The sequence below is a fragment of the Virgibacillus aidingensis genome, assembly GCF_010994035.1.
Lineage (GTDB): Bacteria > Bacillota > Bacilli > Bacillales > Amphibacillaceae > Virgibacillus_N.
The window spans coordinates 224,484-239,062 of the sequence record NZ_WIXN01000001.1 but is presented as its reverse complement, the minus strand read 5'-3'; the positions used below and the strand labels follow the sequence as shown (position 1 = coordinate 239,062).

Here is a 14,579-nt window from a genome sequence, read left to right as displayed (position 1 = left end):
AGCCGTGATAATTCTCACATATAAAAATATAATTATAACAAAAAATCAACAATTCTTTTCCTTTACATACCCGCCTTCCATTGCATGCAGCAAGACCTTCCCTTTCTTGTTGCATTTGCAGTGACCAGCACAACTTGTCACAAATCATATGACAGAACACACTTTCAGCCTTGGACCCTTATATTATCTTCTTGTTTATTCATATGCAATCTTCATATCCCCCTGCTTAATCCATCCCTTTTTCCGGAAAAACTCCGAAACAACCAGACTGATTGCTGCAGGCAAAATGAAATGCAATAAAAGTACGCTCCATAACAACCCCCATGAAAACCCCATGGATTCAAATGTCATAATCTGACCAACAAACCCGCTTGTACCCATTCCCGCACCCGCAGCATTATTGGTCATTCCCAGCCAAACAGTTGCAATTGGGGCAAGCATAATTCCTGCAATCGTCGGCGGTATAATAATCAGCGGTTTTTTAATGATGTTGGCAACCTGCAGCATGGATGTTCCGAGTCCAAGTGCCATCAATCCCCCAATCCCATTATCACGATAGCCGGAAGCAGCAAACCCTATCATTTGTGCAGCACAGCCGATCGTCGCCGCTCCCGCTGCCAGTCCATCCATGGACAACATAATCGCAATAGCAGCTGAAGATATTGGTGCAGTTAATGCCCAGCCCATAAGTATTGCCACAAGAATCCCCATGATAAAAGGCTGCTGCTCTGTTGACCAGTTAATAAGTTCACCAAACCCTGTCATAAAGTTTTGAATTGGAGGGCCAATAAAGCTTCCCGTAATAAAGGCGGCTATAATCGTTGTAAGCGGAGTAAGGATAATATCTATACGGGTTTCCTTATAAACAATTTTTCCAGTCTCCGTCGCCAGGAGTGCGGTGACATAGCTTCCCGCGGGCCCTCCCAGCTCCGCACCAAAAGCACCTGCAAATAAAGCAGAAAACAATACCATAGGCGGGGCTTTTAACCCGTAAGCTACCGCAACCCCGATTGCACCACCCATAATTTTGTTTTCCATGGCAAAACCGCCCATTTCCATGAGCGCATTTGCCAGCCCCGGGGCAAAATGAATAAAAATTTGTTCCCCGGCCGTTTGAATAATCAACCCGATGATTAATGAAGAAAATAAACCTAACGCCATAAAACTAAGTGCCGTAATCACATATTCCCTAATGGACAGGGAAACCCCTTTTCTTTTCAAAAATGAAATCATGTCTTTTCTCCTCTCCTTCATGTGAAGTTATTCACATGAACTGAACGCTTTTTTGTTAAAGTGATTTTCTCCCCCCTATTATTACGTTAAACTCTTCACATATCAAGGTTTTTTTATGATTTTTTGCAGTAATATTTATGCTTACTTAGCGGATTGGAAAACTGTCGAAATTCGCATTAATTTGCTTTTAGTGATGATATCCCTTACAATTCAATTGAAAACGATTATCAATTAATTCATCTGTCTCAGGAGGAGAATTTCATGATAGAACTCAAAAAACAAACAGAATTGGCCAAATTGATCCGTGAGCGGCGGGCGGTTAAAAAGGGGTATAATAATAAAAAAGTAACGGAAGAAACCGTGCTGCAATTACTGAATGATGCTGTTTGGGCACCTACCCACGGATTAAGGCAGCCCTGGCGTTTTGTATTTATCGATTCCGAGCAAAAACCGGATTTTGCCAAAAAAGTGGCCGCCACCTATCCGGAGTATAAACAGAAAAATCGGGAGGACTATCTTAACGAGCCAAATGCCATACTTGTTGTCATTATGGAAGAACCGGAAATTCAAAAGGCTTGGGAGGAAAACTACGGAGCGACTGCTTCCATGATCCAGAATTTATGGCTGCTTGCCTGGGAACAGCAATTAGGCATGGTATGGAAGACAAATACGCATATTTATGATCCGAAAGTAAAAGAGATACTAGGTGTACTGGATAATGAAAAAATTGTCGGTTTTATTCATATGGGCTATTTTGATGAAGTCCCGGCTAAAAAAGAACGGATTCAGGTGAATGAAAAATTCTCCACGTATCATGCATAGTGAAACACCCTGCTCAAGGGACATGCCAATAAGCTGTAATAACCAGTCTTATGAGAAGCAGTTCCTTCAGGAGGGCATTACTCTCCGGCTGATTTCAGCAAAATTTCTTTTATATATTTTTCAACAGTACTGCGCCATTCATATGGTGCTTCCAAATGAACATCGTGGCCGGCTCGGGATATACATGCATACTTCCCATCGGGAATCACTTTTGCCATCTTTTTTAAAAGTTCCTGGGAAATGAAGCTTTTTTCCCCGCCGACAATTAAAGTCGGACAAGTAATTTTTCTCCAGTCATTCCAATAGTTTTGGGAAACGACATCATCCATGGAACGGATCATGTCCTTATTATTAAACGCCGGCCAGTATCCCTCTTCCAGTTTTTCTAGAGACGCTGCAAACGTGCGTGCATATAAGGTGTCTCCGCCAAGCCCAAATGATTTTGCTTAACACTGTTTCGGGCACCGGCAGAAAAGGAAAAATATGTGTTATTATTCCCCTCATAAATCTTCCTCTTGTTTCTGGAGGAAGATTTATAGTTTCAAAACTGAATATTATGGTTTAGCCCATATCAAATATAAGTATCCAGTGAAGTGCCTTGATCGCTTTTTCGCCGATATAGCTGCTCACTGAAGTACACTGGATAAATCTTTTAATTATCTCCCCCCTTCACTTTTAATCATTTTGCAATTCTTTCCTATCATATGCTGTATCGTCAGCAGTAACTTTTCTTTTCATCTGTCAGTATCCTGCTTAGCCTGGTACAATTTCTTTCCCGATGGATGTATTATCCCGTCTCGCAATGATAATAATAGACAATCCGGATAATGTTACAATCACCCCAAATATTAGCAGGATTGCAAACATTGGAATATAGCCGATGATCATCGATCCAAACAAAGTGCCCAATGGAACGGAAACAGTCAGAAGTACAGTGACCAGACCCATAACTCTGCCCATTTTCTGCTTGGGGATGATTGTCTGATACAGCGTAGTCAGCCCGACACTTGCAAAGCAAATGCCCATTCCAATTATAAATACTGCTGCTATTGTTACATAGTAATTCATGAAGGACCCAATTAAAACCAGTCCGGCCCCTTCCATGACCAGCCCTGCAATGGCGGTTTTATATCTATCCTTAAAAATATTGAACATAATTGTTAATGAACCAACCAAGGCGCCAATTGCAAGCGATTAATTCAACATTCCGAGTCCGCCCGAACCGACATTAAAAATACTGTCACTCATGATTGTAAAGTAAACGGATAGAGGCGCCAGGAAGAAGTTAATGATCATTCCTCCGGTAATAATAAGCATGAGCAGCCTTTTGTCCTCCAAAATGAATTGCAAACCCTCTTTTAATTCCTGTATAAATTTAACTTCAACTTGTTCCCTGTCACTTACAGGAGGCACCTTTAACCATATTTCCATTATTGCCGAAATTATAAAAGCAGTTCCGCCGACTATCAATAACATCCCATATTCGTTATTGAAGACCGCCAATAAAACGCCGGCAGCAGCCGGTCCGGTAATATTGCTTCCTTGTTGACTGAATTGATTTAACGAGTTCGCCCGAGTCAGATCTTTTTCTTCAATAAGAAGCGGTACACTGGCACTTGCTGCAGGGTTGAAAAATGCCGATACAGTGGACATGGAAATGACCAGGATATACAGCAGCAGCATGGACAGGTTTCCGGTGAACATTAATGCTGCAAGAGTTAGTATGAGGGCTCCATTGCAAAAGTCCATAATTACGATGATTTTCTTCTTGTCATATCGATCAGCCAGCACACCAGCGATGGGACCGAATAAGAGTGTCGGCAACGTGATGCAAACAACAGTCGCTCCAAGCGCCAGAGCTGACCCAGTTTCCTGAATCACAAACCACATGATTACCAAGTCTATAAAGCGGACGCCAAACCTTGAGACAGTTAACCCCGCCCACAACAGCATAAAGTCTTTGTTCGTAAAAATTGCTTTCATTTAAATTACCTCCTGGTATTTTAAATTTCCTTTTTCTTTCTTTTTTTTTAGGAGTTTCCCGGGCACCCTTCTGCTGACTGCACTTTTCCTTACCTGTTCCTTCCGGCCTTCTGCAATACTTTTAAACATTTCAGTATGATATTTAAACAAAAATTTCACCCTCTCTCTTCCTTCTGCTTTTTTGAATATAAAGCTTGAAAAGTCTTCGCCGTCCCGGATGATGCCAACGTCATGAATTATGAAATTAGTTGAACTTCATGTTAGATGTTTATCGAATATCGAAGTATAAGCCGAGGTGTTTTTGATGAAGTTAAATATGAAATAAGTCCAACCACTCGTTAAATAACCATCTAATGTAATGTCGGACCTGATTAATACGATCTTCCCCCTAATTTTGAATCAGGTGAGAAGATCAGTCATTTCTGCAAGTGCTTGTTTTAATTTATCCTTGTTCACTTCATAATAGATTTTGTTTTCATATTTTGATGTAGTTACAAGCCCAAGCCTAAACAAAATACTCATGTGATGCGAAATGGTCGGACTGGATAAATTAAGTCGCTGTGCCAGCTCATATCCATAATTTGGCGCCTTGTTAAGCTCACGAATAATATTAATCCGCTTGCTGTCCGACAGGGCACGGGCAAGTTCAATAACTTTTTCTTCCATATTTGCCCCATCCATTAAATCCTCTATTAATTGCATTCCGGCAATGGAAATAGCAATGTCTGTTTTGACATCATATGAAAAAATCGAGTGATTCCGGTGGTAATAAGACGGAAAAATGATAACAGTTTCAGGGAATTTCTCAGGTGAATCAGAGTCAAAACTGATAATTTCGCTTAACTGGTGAACAGACAACTTTTTGATTGTTTGAACACCCTTCATGTGCATATTTTCCAGCTCGGTTGCGTTTGGCTTATACAATTTTTCATAACAATACTGAATTAGATTTATAAATCGCTCCATCGTATCTTCCGGATCAAAGTAAAGAAAGAATAACTTGGATTTTTCATTCAGGGGCAATGTGCTGTCTTTTACATGATCATGCACTTTAGAAGGATCATCAATAATAGATTCATCGTCCAGCGTGTTTTGGCCAGTGTTAAAGAAGAGAGAAATCATTTTTTTGGCATCCAGTGATTTTAGTAATTCCAGGCTCTCTTCAATGTTGTCATATTTATCCATCTGATAGAACACCTGCGTCATCGCCAACCCAAAAAAGCTGTCCGGATGAAAAAAAACGTTTAATTTATCGACAATATGTTCCGGAAGCGCTTTTTGCTTTTCTGCAATCCACTCATTGATTTTTTCGTTTTCCTGCGTTTGGTACGTATCTTTTTCCTTATCCTTATAGTTTGCCAGACGAAGCATAAGAATGAACAATTCGTAAACAGGTGAACGATCAACATAAAAGTTTTTATGCAGTTTTTCCATTTGTTTTACCACATCCTAACTAATCATTTAATATTCATCTAATAGCAGTGCAAATATATTTATTAACAATAATCTAACATGAGGTTTGATGGATGTCAAACATAAATTTGATCAGTTTTTTCACGTATAAATAAGATTTATTAAATTTTGTTTGGCAGCCGTCGGCCAAAGTGTGTAAGCCTTCCAGAAATCAAAAAGCTGTTAAACCCCATTGATTATCTCAAGGTTTAACAGCAATATCTTTATATTTTTCTTTCACACACTGCTCTTTAAATCGTTATCATCCTGATGACGCTGAATAGCCAATTCAATGAGTTCATTAATCAAATCGGGATAGCTGATTCCGCTGATTTCCCAAAGTTTTGGGTACATGCTGATTTTCGTAAATCCCGGAAGTGTATTTACTTCATTTACGTAAATCTCCCCGCCCTTTGTCAGGAAAAAATCGACGCGTGCCAGCCCGCCGCACTCCAGCGTCTCGAAGGCCTTGACAGCAACTTCCTGCATCCGCTTCGTTTCTTCTTCCGTAAGATCAGCCGGAATCGCCAGTTCGGCACCTGTTTCATCAATATATTTTGATTCATAGGAATAAAACTCTGTTTTCGGCAGAATTTCACCCAGCAGGGAGGCTTTCGGATCGTCATTGCCAAGTACAGAGCATTCAATTTCACGGCCATCAATGCTTTCTTCAATAATTATTTTATGATCATACTCAAAGGCTGATTCAATGCCCTGCTTAAATTCACCTTCTGTATACACCTTGCTTACGCCTACGGATGAACCCTGATTTGCAGGTTTAATGAACAAGGGTGTACCCAAAAATTCCACTGCTTTTTCGTAATTAATCTCATTTTTTCTGTTTCTTTTAAAGACCAAACCTTTGGCAACGTTAATTCCGGCTGCACCTAGCAGCCTTTTTGCTATATCTTTGTCCATGCACACGGAAGAGCCAAGCACATTGGAACCTACATAAGGCAGATTCGCTGCCCTGAACATTCCCTGCAGACTCCCATCTTCACCCAGTGTCCCGTGAACTATCGGAAAAATAACATCCAGCTGCTCCAGGGGCACGGATTTGGACGCATGAATCAATTGATTGTTTTCATCCCCCGGAACGATGGCAACATGCTCATTTGATTTATTTAATTGAATCAGCTTTGGATTTTCAGCGTTTAATAAATAAGAGGATTGATCATTCAAATGCCATTTGCCTTCTTTGTCAATGCCAATTAACATGACTTCGTATTTATCTTTGTCTATGGCATCCACGATATTCTTGGCAGATTGAAGGGAAACCTCGTGTTCAGCAGACTTTCCGCCGAATACAACCCCGACCTTCTTCTTTGTCATTATGTCTCATCCTTTCAGAAAAAGCCTATATAATAAAAATAGCATAAAAAAGCTTGTTTGAAACAGAAATTTTTTTAGTACCCGGGGCTAAATATTTTTCCCGGCGAAATGATCCGGGAGTGCACTGGATGCTCGTCCCGCCGTAATGAGTTGGAACGCCTCGAAACTATATTTACTGTTGAATTTCCTGCTGGATGATTAAACACCTGCCTTAATCAGGCATTCCGATGCATTCTCCAAAACACGGGGATATATAATACGAAGGATAATGCAAGAAAGGCTCCAGTCACTGTCATTAATACAGCTGCTGTACTGCTGTTCATTTCGGGAAAAGCGATTAACAGGAAAGTAGCAACATAAAAAACTGCAGTGGAGACCTTTCCAAACCACATGGAACCATCAAGCCTTTTTCCTCTTCTTAATAGAACAAGCCCATTGATTCCCATAAATAGTTCTTTTACTACAAATAATACGATAAGAATCCAAACGTATTCATATTGAAAAAGAAGACAGACGATAATGGCCATTTGTGTCAGTTTATCTGCAATGGGATCGATAATTTTGCCGAGTTCTGTAATTTGATTGAATTTCCTTGCGATAAAACCATCAAGCAAGTCTGTTAACCCGGAAAATAAAATAATAAGTGCAGCAATGTAATAATCTCTTGGCTCAACAGCAGTTATGTAGAAATAAGCAAAAAGCGGGATTAATACAATCCTTATATACGATAAAATATTTGGGATAGTAAATATATCCTTTACTGCTACTCTCACAACAAATTCCTCCTGTCTAAAAGGCAAAATCTCTTTGTTACCATGCTCAGCTTACAAGAGCATGTTTTAGTGCAATTTGTTAATAAGGAGAGGTAATACGATGCCGGACAGCAAAAACATCAATTCTTTCATTTCGTCAATCAAATCAGTACGCCAAGTTTCAGATAGGTATATTGTAACCTTTTTGCATTCATTTACAAACTCATACGGTAAATCCGACAAATGACATATCTTTATGGCAGTGAGCGCAGTCCGGCCACCAGATATAAATTTTTTTATAAGAAAGGGGTTGACTTCTTTGAAAATTTCCTTTATTATAATCTCCAATACGAATAAAAGCGATGAAGAAGAGGAGTAATCTACCTGAACACTCCAAGAGAGCTGATGGCTGGTGAAAATCAGTGTGGGACAGTAGATGAATGGACTTCCGAGCTTCCAAACCGAACTTATAGAACAGTAGGCTTTGGCGATCAGGTCTCATCGTTATACGAGACGAATATTAAGCATTCCTGCTTGATATTGCTAAAGTGAGCTGTATTCAGCTAATAAAGGTGGCACCACGGTCCCTCGTCCTTTTTTAAGGCGGGGGCCTTTTTGTTTTACGGAAAAACTTAAATACTATAAATCGTTAAGTAAGAGAAGTAGGTTTATAACGTGCGTTTTAGAGAGCCGGTGGCGGTGGGATTCCGGTACGTAACCGTAAACTGAATGGACTTACAAGAGGTTTCCGGAAATCATAGTATGGAAACACGGAGCTCCGCCGTTATACGGATAGGATATCGAGCAAACGTAAGCATCCAGCCGGTTTGGTGACGGCAATATTTATGTCACAGGCAAGGAAGCTGCACAATAAACAGCTCCGTATCCGAATAGAGATGAAAAGAAAAAAACTTTTTTCTTTTCAAATGAGGTGGCAACGCGGTCAGGATCGTCCTCTATAAACACAATTATCAGGTGTTTATAGAGGACTTTTTTTTCCCCTTCTTTTTCAGGGGAAGACAAATATATTTTAAAAGGAGATGAACATATGCCGGTTTCAGGCAGAACGAGCACCCCATACAAAATTGAAAAGCAAAATGCCGACACGTTAACCCCGATTATTATTTTCAACCGGTTGACCGGAAAAAAAAGATTCCTGCTTGAAAGTACCGTCCATCACGATAAAAAAGGAAAATATTCTTTTATCGGCGCGGATCCTTACCAGGAAATAATGGGGAGCGGACAAAATACTGCTGCCATTCATCATGAAAAACAAACGAGAATAACCGTTAAACAGCACCCGCTCACCTATTTGGAAAAACAGCTGCCAAAAATCAACCTTGATCTTCCCCTCCCTTTTTATGGCGGGGCCATCGGTTACTTTGGCTATGACACGATCAGGAGCTATGAGGACATTGGCATAGACTTGCCGGATGACATAAACATGCCTGACATTCATTTTATGCTTTTTAAAAACATTGTCGTATTCGACCATAAAAAAGAAGAAATTTACCTGATAGCCGTAAACCCGGATGGTGAAGCAGATGATCTGCTGGAGAAACGTCTGGAACATTTAAACAGAAAGCTGAAAGAACCAAAAAGCGAACAGCCCATTAGGCAGGAAAAACTGCAATTTCAGCCAGAGGTTTCCAAAAGAAATTTTTTAAACAAAGTGCATCAGGCAAAAAAACATATTCAAAAGGGCGAGGTCCTGCAGGTTGTTTTATCACAACGCATGAAAGCGAATATGGATGGAGATCCTTTTTCATTTTATCGGATGCTCAGAAAGTCCAATCCCTCTCCATATATGTTTTATATTGATTTTGAATCCTACATTCTTCTCGGTTCTTCACCGGAGAGCCTGATTCAAACGAGAGGAAAAGAAATTATGACAAATCCTATTGCCGGCACAAGGCCGCGCGGCAAAAACCAAAGAGAGGACGACATCTTAACATGTGAGTTGCTGGCAGATAAAAAGGAAATTGCCGAACACGAAATGCTTATCGATTTAAGTTTAAAAGACTTTGAAAGCATCTGTAAGGCAGGAAGCATAGAGGTTCCAACCAGAATGGAAGTGGAAAAATACGAACATGTCATGCACATGGTTTCGGAAGTGAGAGGTTATTTAAAAGAAAATCATACAAGTTTTGATGCATTAATCTCCTGCCTCCCTGCCGGCACTGTGTCCGGAGCACCGAGGCTCAGGGCCATGCAGATCATTAATAATCTGGAAGAGAAAAAACGCGGGGTGTATGCAGGGGGGATCGGTTATATCAATTACAGCCATGACCTTAATGTCACCCTGGCCATCCGATCCCTTGTCATTAAAGATAACCATGCCTATTTACAGGCAGGCGCCGGGATTGTTTCCGATTCGGTGCCGGAAAAAGAATTTGAAGAGACGATGCATAAAGCAAGGTCCTTAATGGAAGTGAGTGAAAATATATCTTTAAATTAGTAATCCGGGCAGTATATTCTGGGTATCTCTGATTCATCCAAATGAATCACACAAGATTAGAAAGGAGTTTATCAATGAAAATTTATTTGGAAAAATTGATGGCACAGAAAAATTTGACAGTAGAGGAAATGAAACAGGCAGTCCTGCATTGTTTTAGTCCGGAAGCAAACGACGCAGAAATTGCTGCATTTTTAACAGCGCTGCAAATAAAAGGAGAAACGGCTGATGAATTAACCGGACTGGTTGAAGTAATCCGTTCCAAATCCGCATTTAATGCCAGCCCTCTTCCAAACATAATGGATAATTGCGGTACAGGCGGTGATCAATCCAACAGCTTTAACATCAGTACAACCGCTGCTTTTGTTATCGCAGGTGCCGGAATCCCTGTCGCCAAACACGGAAACAGAAGTATATCAAGCAGAGCCGGAAGTGCCGACGTGCTGGAGCATTTGGGTGTATCCCTTTCATTCAGCCGGGAGCATATGGAAGAAACACTCAGCAGCAATAATATATCTTTTCTGTTTGCACCTCATGTGCATCAAGGCCTGAAGCCTTTTACAAAGGTTAGAAAAAATTTGGGACTGCCAACTATTTTTAACGCAATTGGCCCATTAACAAATCCGTTTGACCTTGACACTCAGTTAATTGGTGTCTACCGGTATGACTTGCTTCCGCTGATGGCAGAGGCATTGAGGAAACTGAAAAGAAAACGGGCAATTGTACTGCACGGGGCCGGCGGATTGGATGAAGCATCACTTTCAGGCGAGAATCATTTGATTTTGCTTGATCAAGGAAGATTAACACCTTTTACTCTTCACCCGGAAGAAGTCGGGTTACCTGTATACACAAATGAACAGATTCGCGGCGGGAATGCCAAAGAGAATGCGGCTATTACAAAAAGTGTGCTGAAAGGTAAGCCGGGGCCATACCTGGATACCGTTCTTCTCAATGCAGGGATTGGTTTGTTTGCAGGCGGAACAGCGGAAAGCATTTCTTCGGGGGTTGACATGGCAAAAGAAAGTATTGCTTCCGGGCGTGCCATGGAGAAATTGGAAAACCTCATTCAATACAGCAGAAAAATTCCATCAGAGGTGATATGAATGTCCATTTTGCAAAGAATTTTGGTTCAAAAAGAGAAAGAAGCAGCCGAACTTCTCGGTCAAACGTTTCAACAGCAGCATAAAAGAGCAGCTACAACTTTCAAAAAAATTATTAGCCGATCCGATGATATGGGAATAATTGCAGAGATCAAGCGTGCTTCTCCATCGAAAGGGAATATTCAGCTTGATGTCAACCCTGCAGACCAGGCAAAGAAATATGAGGAGTACGGAGCATCGGCCATTTCCGTATTAACTGACCGTCATTTTTTTAGCGGTTCGATGGATGATTTGCGTGCAGTAAGAGAAGCTGTCGACTTACCGGTCCTATGCAAGGATTTTATAATTCATCCGATTCAAATAGACCGGGCGAAAGCTGCGGGGGCAGATATTATTTTGCTCATTGCAGCTGCATTGCCGGAAGAAAGACTTGAGTTACTGTATAACCACTGCCGGAAGTTGGATTTGGAAGTTTTGTGCGAGGTTCATAATGAAGCAGAAATGCGGACAGCGCTGAAACATGGTTTTGATATCATTGGTATCAATAATCGGGATCTCAACACATTTGAGGTAGATTTGAATACAACTAGCCGGCTTGCAGCACAGGCAACAAATCCGGATACCATCCTTGTCAGTGAGAGCGGCATAAAAAACAATACCGATATTCTCCATGTGAAAGATGCGGGTGCGGATGCTGTCCTTGTCGGGGAAACATTAATGGCAGCAGATAATTTGAATAAAACATTTCAAATGCTGACAGCAAAAAAACATGTGAAGGGAGTTTGATCAGCTTATGCTCGTCAAAATTTGCGGTATTACTTCCACAGAGATGGCAAAGAAGGCGGCTGAAGCCGGTGCAGATATGATTGGATTTGTATTTGCGCCAAGCAAACGCCAAATTACACTTAAAGAGGCAGCCATCATCACACGCGCCCTTCCTCCTTCCGTAAAAACTGTCGGAGTATTTGTAAATGAAAGCATTGCAAAAATGCAGGCAATCAGCGAGCTTACAGGATTGGATTATATCCAGCTGCATGGAGATGAAGCCCCTTCCGTCGCGAAAAAACTTCGTACCAAAGTGATTAAATCCTTTCCAGCAGATAGCCTGTGTTCAAAAATAAAGGAGACCCGGCATTATGATTTTATTCTCATCGACAGTCCTGCCGGGAAATACCGGGGAGGAAACGGCAGGACCTTTGATTGGAAGCTGGCCAAAAATGTACCAAAACAAAACGTTATACTGGCAGGGGGACTTACTCCTGAAAATGTGCAACAGGCCATTGACATCGTTCAGCCTGCCGGTGTGGATGTCTCCAGTGGTGTAGAGACAGACGGTGTGAAAGACCCGGAAAAAATAAGAAAATTTATTCAAAATGCCAAAGGAGGCAGTCCCATTGAAAAAATATACAATGCCTGATATAGAAGGGAAATTCGGCGTGTTTGGCGGGAGGTTTGTACCCGAAACTTTGATGCCTGCCCTGAAGGAATTGGAAACAGTATACGAAAATGCCATGAATGATCCTGATTTCATAAATGAATTCCATGATTACTTACGCCAATATGTCGGCAGAGAAACTCCGCTTTTTCATGCCGGAAACCTTACGGAAAAAATACAGGGAGCAAATATATACTTGAAACGGGAAGATTTGAATCATACCGGTGCCCATAAAATCAATAATACCCTTGGGCAAGCACTTCTTGCACGGAGGATGGGCAAGAAAAAAATCGTTGCGGAAACCGGTGCCGGCCAGCATGGTGTTGCTACGGCTACAGTTTGTGCCTTGCTTGGTCTTGAGTGCATTGTTTTCATGGGTGAGGCAGATATTCGAAGACAGAAACTGAATGTATTTCGCATGGAACTCCTCGGAGCAGAAGTGCGCAGTGTGAAAAACGGCAGCGGAACGCTCAAAGATGCGGTAAATGAAGCCCTCCGATATTGGGTAAGCAGCGTAAATGATACCCACTATATTCTCGGATCCGTCGTTGGCCCCCACCCCTTTCCCAAGATCGTACGGGACTTCCAGTCAGTGATTGGCCGGGAAACGAGGCGGCAGGCGCTGGAGCAAAACGGAACTCTCCCCGATGTGGTTGTTGCCTGTGTCGGAGGCGGCAGCAATGCCATGGGAATGTTTTATCCTTTTATTGAAGATGAAGACGTGAAATTATTTGGTGTAGAAGCAGGAGGAAAAGGCACTCATACTGAGGAACATGCCAATGCCCTGAATGGAAAAACAGGCGTGCTCCATGGAACGATGACGAAATTGCTCCAGGATGATCATGGACAAATTCAGGAAGCCTTTTCCATCTCCGCAGGGCTGGATTATCCGGGAGTGGGTCCCGAGCACAGCTATCTGCACGAAGCAAAGCGTGTCACTTACACTGCCATTACAGATGAAGAAGCTTTGGAAGCATTTCAGACTTTATCAAAAACGGAAGGGATCATCCCGGCTCTGGAAAGCTCCCATGCTGTTGCTTTTGCATTAAAACAGGCAGAAAAAATGAGTCCGGAAGAATCTATTGTCATTTGTCTTTCCGGCCGGGGTGATAAAGATGCGGAACAGGTCAAACATATATTGGAGGAATACGAACATGGGAATAGATAATTTAAATCGCACCTTCCAGAAGAAGCTTTCCAATAACGAAAAACTGTTTGTCCCATATATCATGGCAGGAGACGGCGGTTTGAATATTCTGGAAGAACGTATTGCATTTTTAGAGGATAGCAATGCCTCGGCCATTGAACTTGGCATTCCGTTTTCCGATCCGGTTGCCGATGGCCCTTCGATTCAGGAAGCTGGAATACGGGCGCTCCAGGAGGGCACGACACTTGAAAAAGTACTCAGCACATTAAAAAACAGCATAAAAAAAAGAAGCGTGCCGATTATACTCATGACCTATATTAATCCCGTTTTACAGTACGGACCGGAGAAATTTGCAGCGGATTGTGCAGCCTCAGGTGTGGACGGTGCCATTATACCCGATTTGCCGCTAGAGGAAGAGAAGCTCATCTCTATTCCTTTTAAAAGGCATTCCCTCGGACTGATCCGGCTGGCTGCCAGAACGAGTTCGAAGGATCGCCTGAGAAAGCTTGCTGCCATATCGGATGGGTTTTTATATGCCGTATCCGTGATGGGAACGACCGGCGCAAGAAGCATGCATGATAAGGAAGTAAAAGATTATTTGACTAAACTAAAAGAATTAAGCACTGCTCCTGTCTTGGCAGGTTTTGGCGTCTCCAACAGCGAGCAGGCACAACAGTTAGGTTCCTATTGTGATGGGGTAATCGTCGGCAGTAAGATTGTAGAGTTATTTCATGAAGGGAAAACCGGAGAGATTAAAAAGCTGATCGCAGAAAGCACCAAAAAACGGAATTCTGAATCTGTTTTAAAGTAACAGGAAAAAGGCACTGACAATTCGGAAGTCAGTGCCTTTTTTAGATCCGCTTCTTCC

15 protein-coding genes and 2 other annotated features are annotated in these 14,579 nt (G+C 41.8%); of the genes, 7 read left to right on the top strand and 8 right to left on the bottom strand.

The features are described from left to right. Window positions 1-195: 195 nt before the first annotated feature. On the bottom strand, window positions 196-1,233 hold the full coding sequence (locus GHD25_RS01310) for a PTS transporter subunit IIC (RefSeq protein ID WP_164214534.1): 1,038 nt from the start codon (window positions 1,231-1,233) through the stop codon (window positions 196-198). Between the two features lie 261 nt (window positions 1,234-1,494). Between GHD25_RS01310 and GHD25_RS01305 the strand changes: the two genes are divergently transcribed. Beyond that, the gene (locus GHD25_RS01305; RefSeq protein ID WP_164214533.1) at window positions 1,495-2,055 is read left to right on the top strand and encodes a nitroreductase family protein; all 561 of its coding nucleotides are present in this window, start codon (window positions 1,495-1,497) and stop codon (window positions 2,053-2,055) included. Between the two features lie 77 nt (window positions 2,056-2,132). On the opposite strand, the gene GHD25_RS01300 is transcribed toward GHD25_RS01305, so the two are convergent. The 7 genes from GHD25_RS01300 to GHD25_RS01275 all read right to left on the bottom strand — a co-directional run bounded on the left by GHD25_RS01300 (window position 2,133) and on the right by GHD25_RS01275 (window position 7,595). After that, window positions 2,133-2,396, bottom strand: coding sequence for an alpha/beta fold hydrolase (locus GHD25_RS01300; RefSeq protein WP_164214532.1), 264 nt, complete (start codon window positions 2,394-2,396; stop codon window positions 2,133-2,135). 412 nt (window positions 2,397-2,808) lie between these two features. Continuing rightward, a complete protein-coding gene (locus tag GHD25_RS01295) occupies window positions 2,809-3,231 on the bottom strand; it encodes an MFS transporter (RefSeq protein ID WP_164214531.1) in 423 nt (140 codons plus the stop codon). A gap of 18 nt (window positions 3,232-3,249) precedes the next feature. Continuing rightward, window positions 3,250-4,038 (bottom strand): MFS transporter, encoded by a 789-nt coding sequence (locus tag GHD25_RS01290; RefSeq protein WP_164214530.1) that lies wholly within the window; start codon window positions 4,036-4,038, stop codon window positions 3,250-3,252. Further along, on the bottom strand, window positions 4,039-4,167 hold the full coding sequence (locus GHD25_RS20110) for a hypothetical protein (protein ID WP_276207780.1): 129 nt from the start codon (window positions 4,165-4,167) through the stop codon (window positions 4,039-4,041). It lies immediately after the preceding gene. Between the two features lie 270 nt (window positions 4,168-4,437). Then, window positions 4,438-5,472 (bottom strand): ArsR/SmtB family transcription factor, encoded by a 1,035-nt coding sequence (locus GHD25_RS01285; protein WP_164214529.1) that lies wholly within the window; start codon window positions 5,470-5,472, stop codon window positions 4,438-4,440. 255 nt (window positions 5,473-5,727) lie between these two features. Continuing rightward, window positions 5,728-6,822: a D-alanine--D-alanine ligase gene (ddlA, locus tag GHD25_RS01280; RefSeq protein ID WP_164214528.1), complete on the bottom strand. Its 1,095-nt coding sequence runs from the start codon at window positions 6,820-6,822 to the stop codon at window positions 5,728-5,730. A gap of 215 nt (window positions 6,823-7,037) precedes the next feature. Beyond that, a complete protein-coding gene (locus GHD25_RS01275) occupies window positions 7,038-7,595 on the bottom strand; it encodes a CDP-alcohol phosphatidyltransferase family protein (RefSeq protein WP_164214527.1) in 558 nt (185 codons plus the stop codon). A 332-nt stretch (window positions 7,596-7,927) separates the two neighbouring features. Then, window positions 7,928-8,173, top strand: a binding site (T-box leader). Between the two features lie 41 nt (window positions 8,174-8,214). Continuing rightward, window positions 8,215-8,534: a binding site (T-box leader), on the top strand. A gap of 88 nt (window positions 8,535-8,622) precedes the next feature. Here GHD25_RS01275 and trpE point away from each other — a divergent pair. From trpE to trpA, 6 genes are all read left to right on the top strand, one after another. After that, complete coding sequence (gene trpE / locus GHD25_RS01270) at window positions 8,623-10,032, top strand: anthranilate synthase component I (protein WP_164214526.1); 1,410 nt, start codon at window positions 8,623-8,625, stop codon at window positions 10,030-10,032. 74 nt (window positions 10,033-10,106) lie between these two features. Then, window positions 10,107-11,132, top strand: a complete 1,026-nt coding sequence (gene trpD / locus GHD25_RS01265) for an anthranilate phosphoribosyltransferase (RefSeq protein WP_164214525.1) — start codon at window positions 10,107-10,109, stop codon at window positions 11,130-11,132. After that, on the top strand, window positions 11,133-11,915 hold the full coding sequence (gene trpC, locus GHD25_RS01260) for an indole-3-glycerol phosphate synthase TrpC (RefSeq protein WP_164214524.1): 783 nt from the start codon (window positions 11,133-11,135) through the stop codon (window positions 11,913-11,915). A 7-nt stretch (window positions 11,916-11,922) separates the two neighbouring features. Beyond that, the gene (locus tag GHD25_RS01255; protein ID WP_164214523.1) at window positions 11,923-12,546 is read left to right on the top strand and encodes a phosphoribosylanthranilate isomerase; all 624 of its coding nucleotides are present in this window, start codon (window positions 11,923-11,925) and stop codon (window positions 12,544-12,546) included. Next, window positions 12,539-13,732, top strand: a complete 1,194-nt coding sequence (gene trpB / locus GHD25_RS01250) for a tryptophan synthase subunit beta (RefSeq protein WP_462943504.1) — start codon at window positions 12,539-12,541, stop codon at window positions 13,730-13,732. Before GHD25_RS01255 ends, trpB begins: the two co-directional genes overlap by 8 nt. Next, complete coding sequence (gene trpA / locus GHD25_RS01245) at window positions 13,719-14,522, top strand: tryptophan synthase subunit alpha (RefSeq protein WP_164214521.1); 804 nt, start codon at window positions 13,719-13,721, stop codon at window positions 14,520-14,522. The genes trpB and trpA overlap by 14 nt, the downstream gene beginning before the upstream one ends. The last annotated feature ends 57 nt before the right edge of the window (window positions 14,523-14,579 follow it).

Excerpts from the sequence above, each read along its gene's own strand:
- GHD25_RS01310 (WP_164214534.1), bottom strand. The coding sequence starts at position 1,233 with ATGATTTCATTTTTGAAAAGAAAAGGGGTTTCCCTGTCCATTAGGGAA.
- GHD25_RS01305 (WP_164214533.1), top strand. The coding sequence starts at position 1,495 with ATGATAGAACTCAAAAAACAAACAGAATTGGCCAAATTGATCCGTGAG.
- GHD25_RS01300 (WP_164214532.1), bottom strand. The coding sequence starts at position 2,396 with ATGATCCGTTCCATGGATGATGTCGTTTCCCAAAACTATTGGAATGAC.
- GHD25_RS01290 (WP_164214530.1), bottom strand. The coding sequence starts at position 4,038 with ATGAAAGCAATTTTTACGAACAAAGACTTTATGCTGTTGTGGGCGGGG.
- GHD25_RS20110 (WP_276207780.1), bottom strand. The coding sequence starts at position 4,167 with ATGTTTAAAAGTATTGCAGAAGGCCGGAAGGAACAGGTAAGGAAAAGT.
- GHD25_RS01285 (WP_164214529.1), bottom strand. The coding sequence starts at position 5,472 with ATGGAAAAACTGCATAAAAACTTTTATGTTGATCGTTCACCTGTTTAC.
- ddlA (WP_164214528.1), bottom strand. The coding sequence starts at position 6,822 with ATGACAAAGAAGAAGGTCGGGGTTGTATTCGGCGGAAAGTCTGCTGAA.
- trpE (WP_164214526.1), top strand. The coding sequence starts at position 8,623 with ATGCCGGTTTCAGGCAGAACGAGCACCCCATACAAAATTGAAAAGCAA.
- trpD (WP_164214525.1), top strand. The coding sequence starts at position 10,107 with ATGAAAATTTATTTGGAAAAATTGATGGCACAGAAAAATTTGACAGTA.
- trpC (WP_164214524.1), top strand. The coding sequence starts at position 11,133 with ATGTCCATTTTGCAAAGAATTTTGGTTCAAAAAGAGAAAGAAGCAGCC.
- GHD25_RS01255 (WP_164214523.1), top strand. The coding sequence starts at position 11,923 with ATGCTCGTCAAAATTTGCGGTATTACTTCCACAGAGATGGCAAAGAAG.
- trpB (WP_462943504.1), top strand. The coding sequence starts at position 12,539 with ATGCCTGATATAGAAGGGAAATTCGGCGTGTTTGGCGGGAGGTTTGTA.
- trpA (WP_164214521.1), top strand. The coding sequence starts at position 13,719 with ATGGGAATAGATAATTTAAATCGCACCTTCCAGAAGAAGCTTTCCAAT.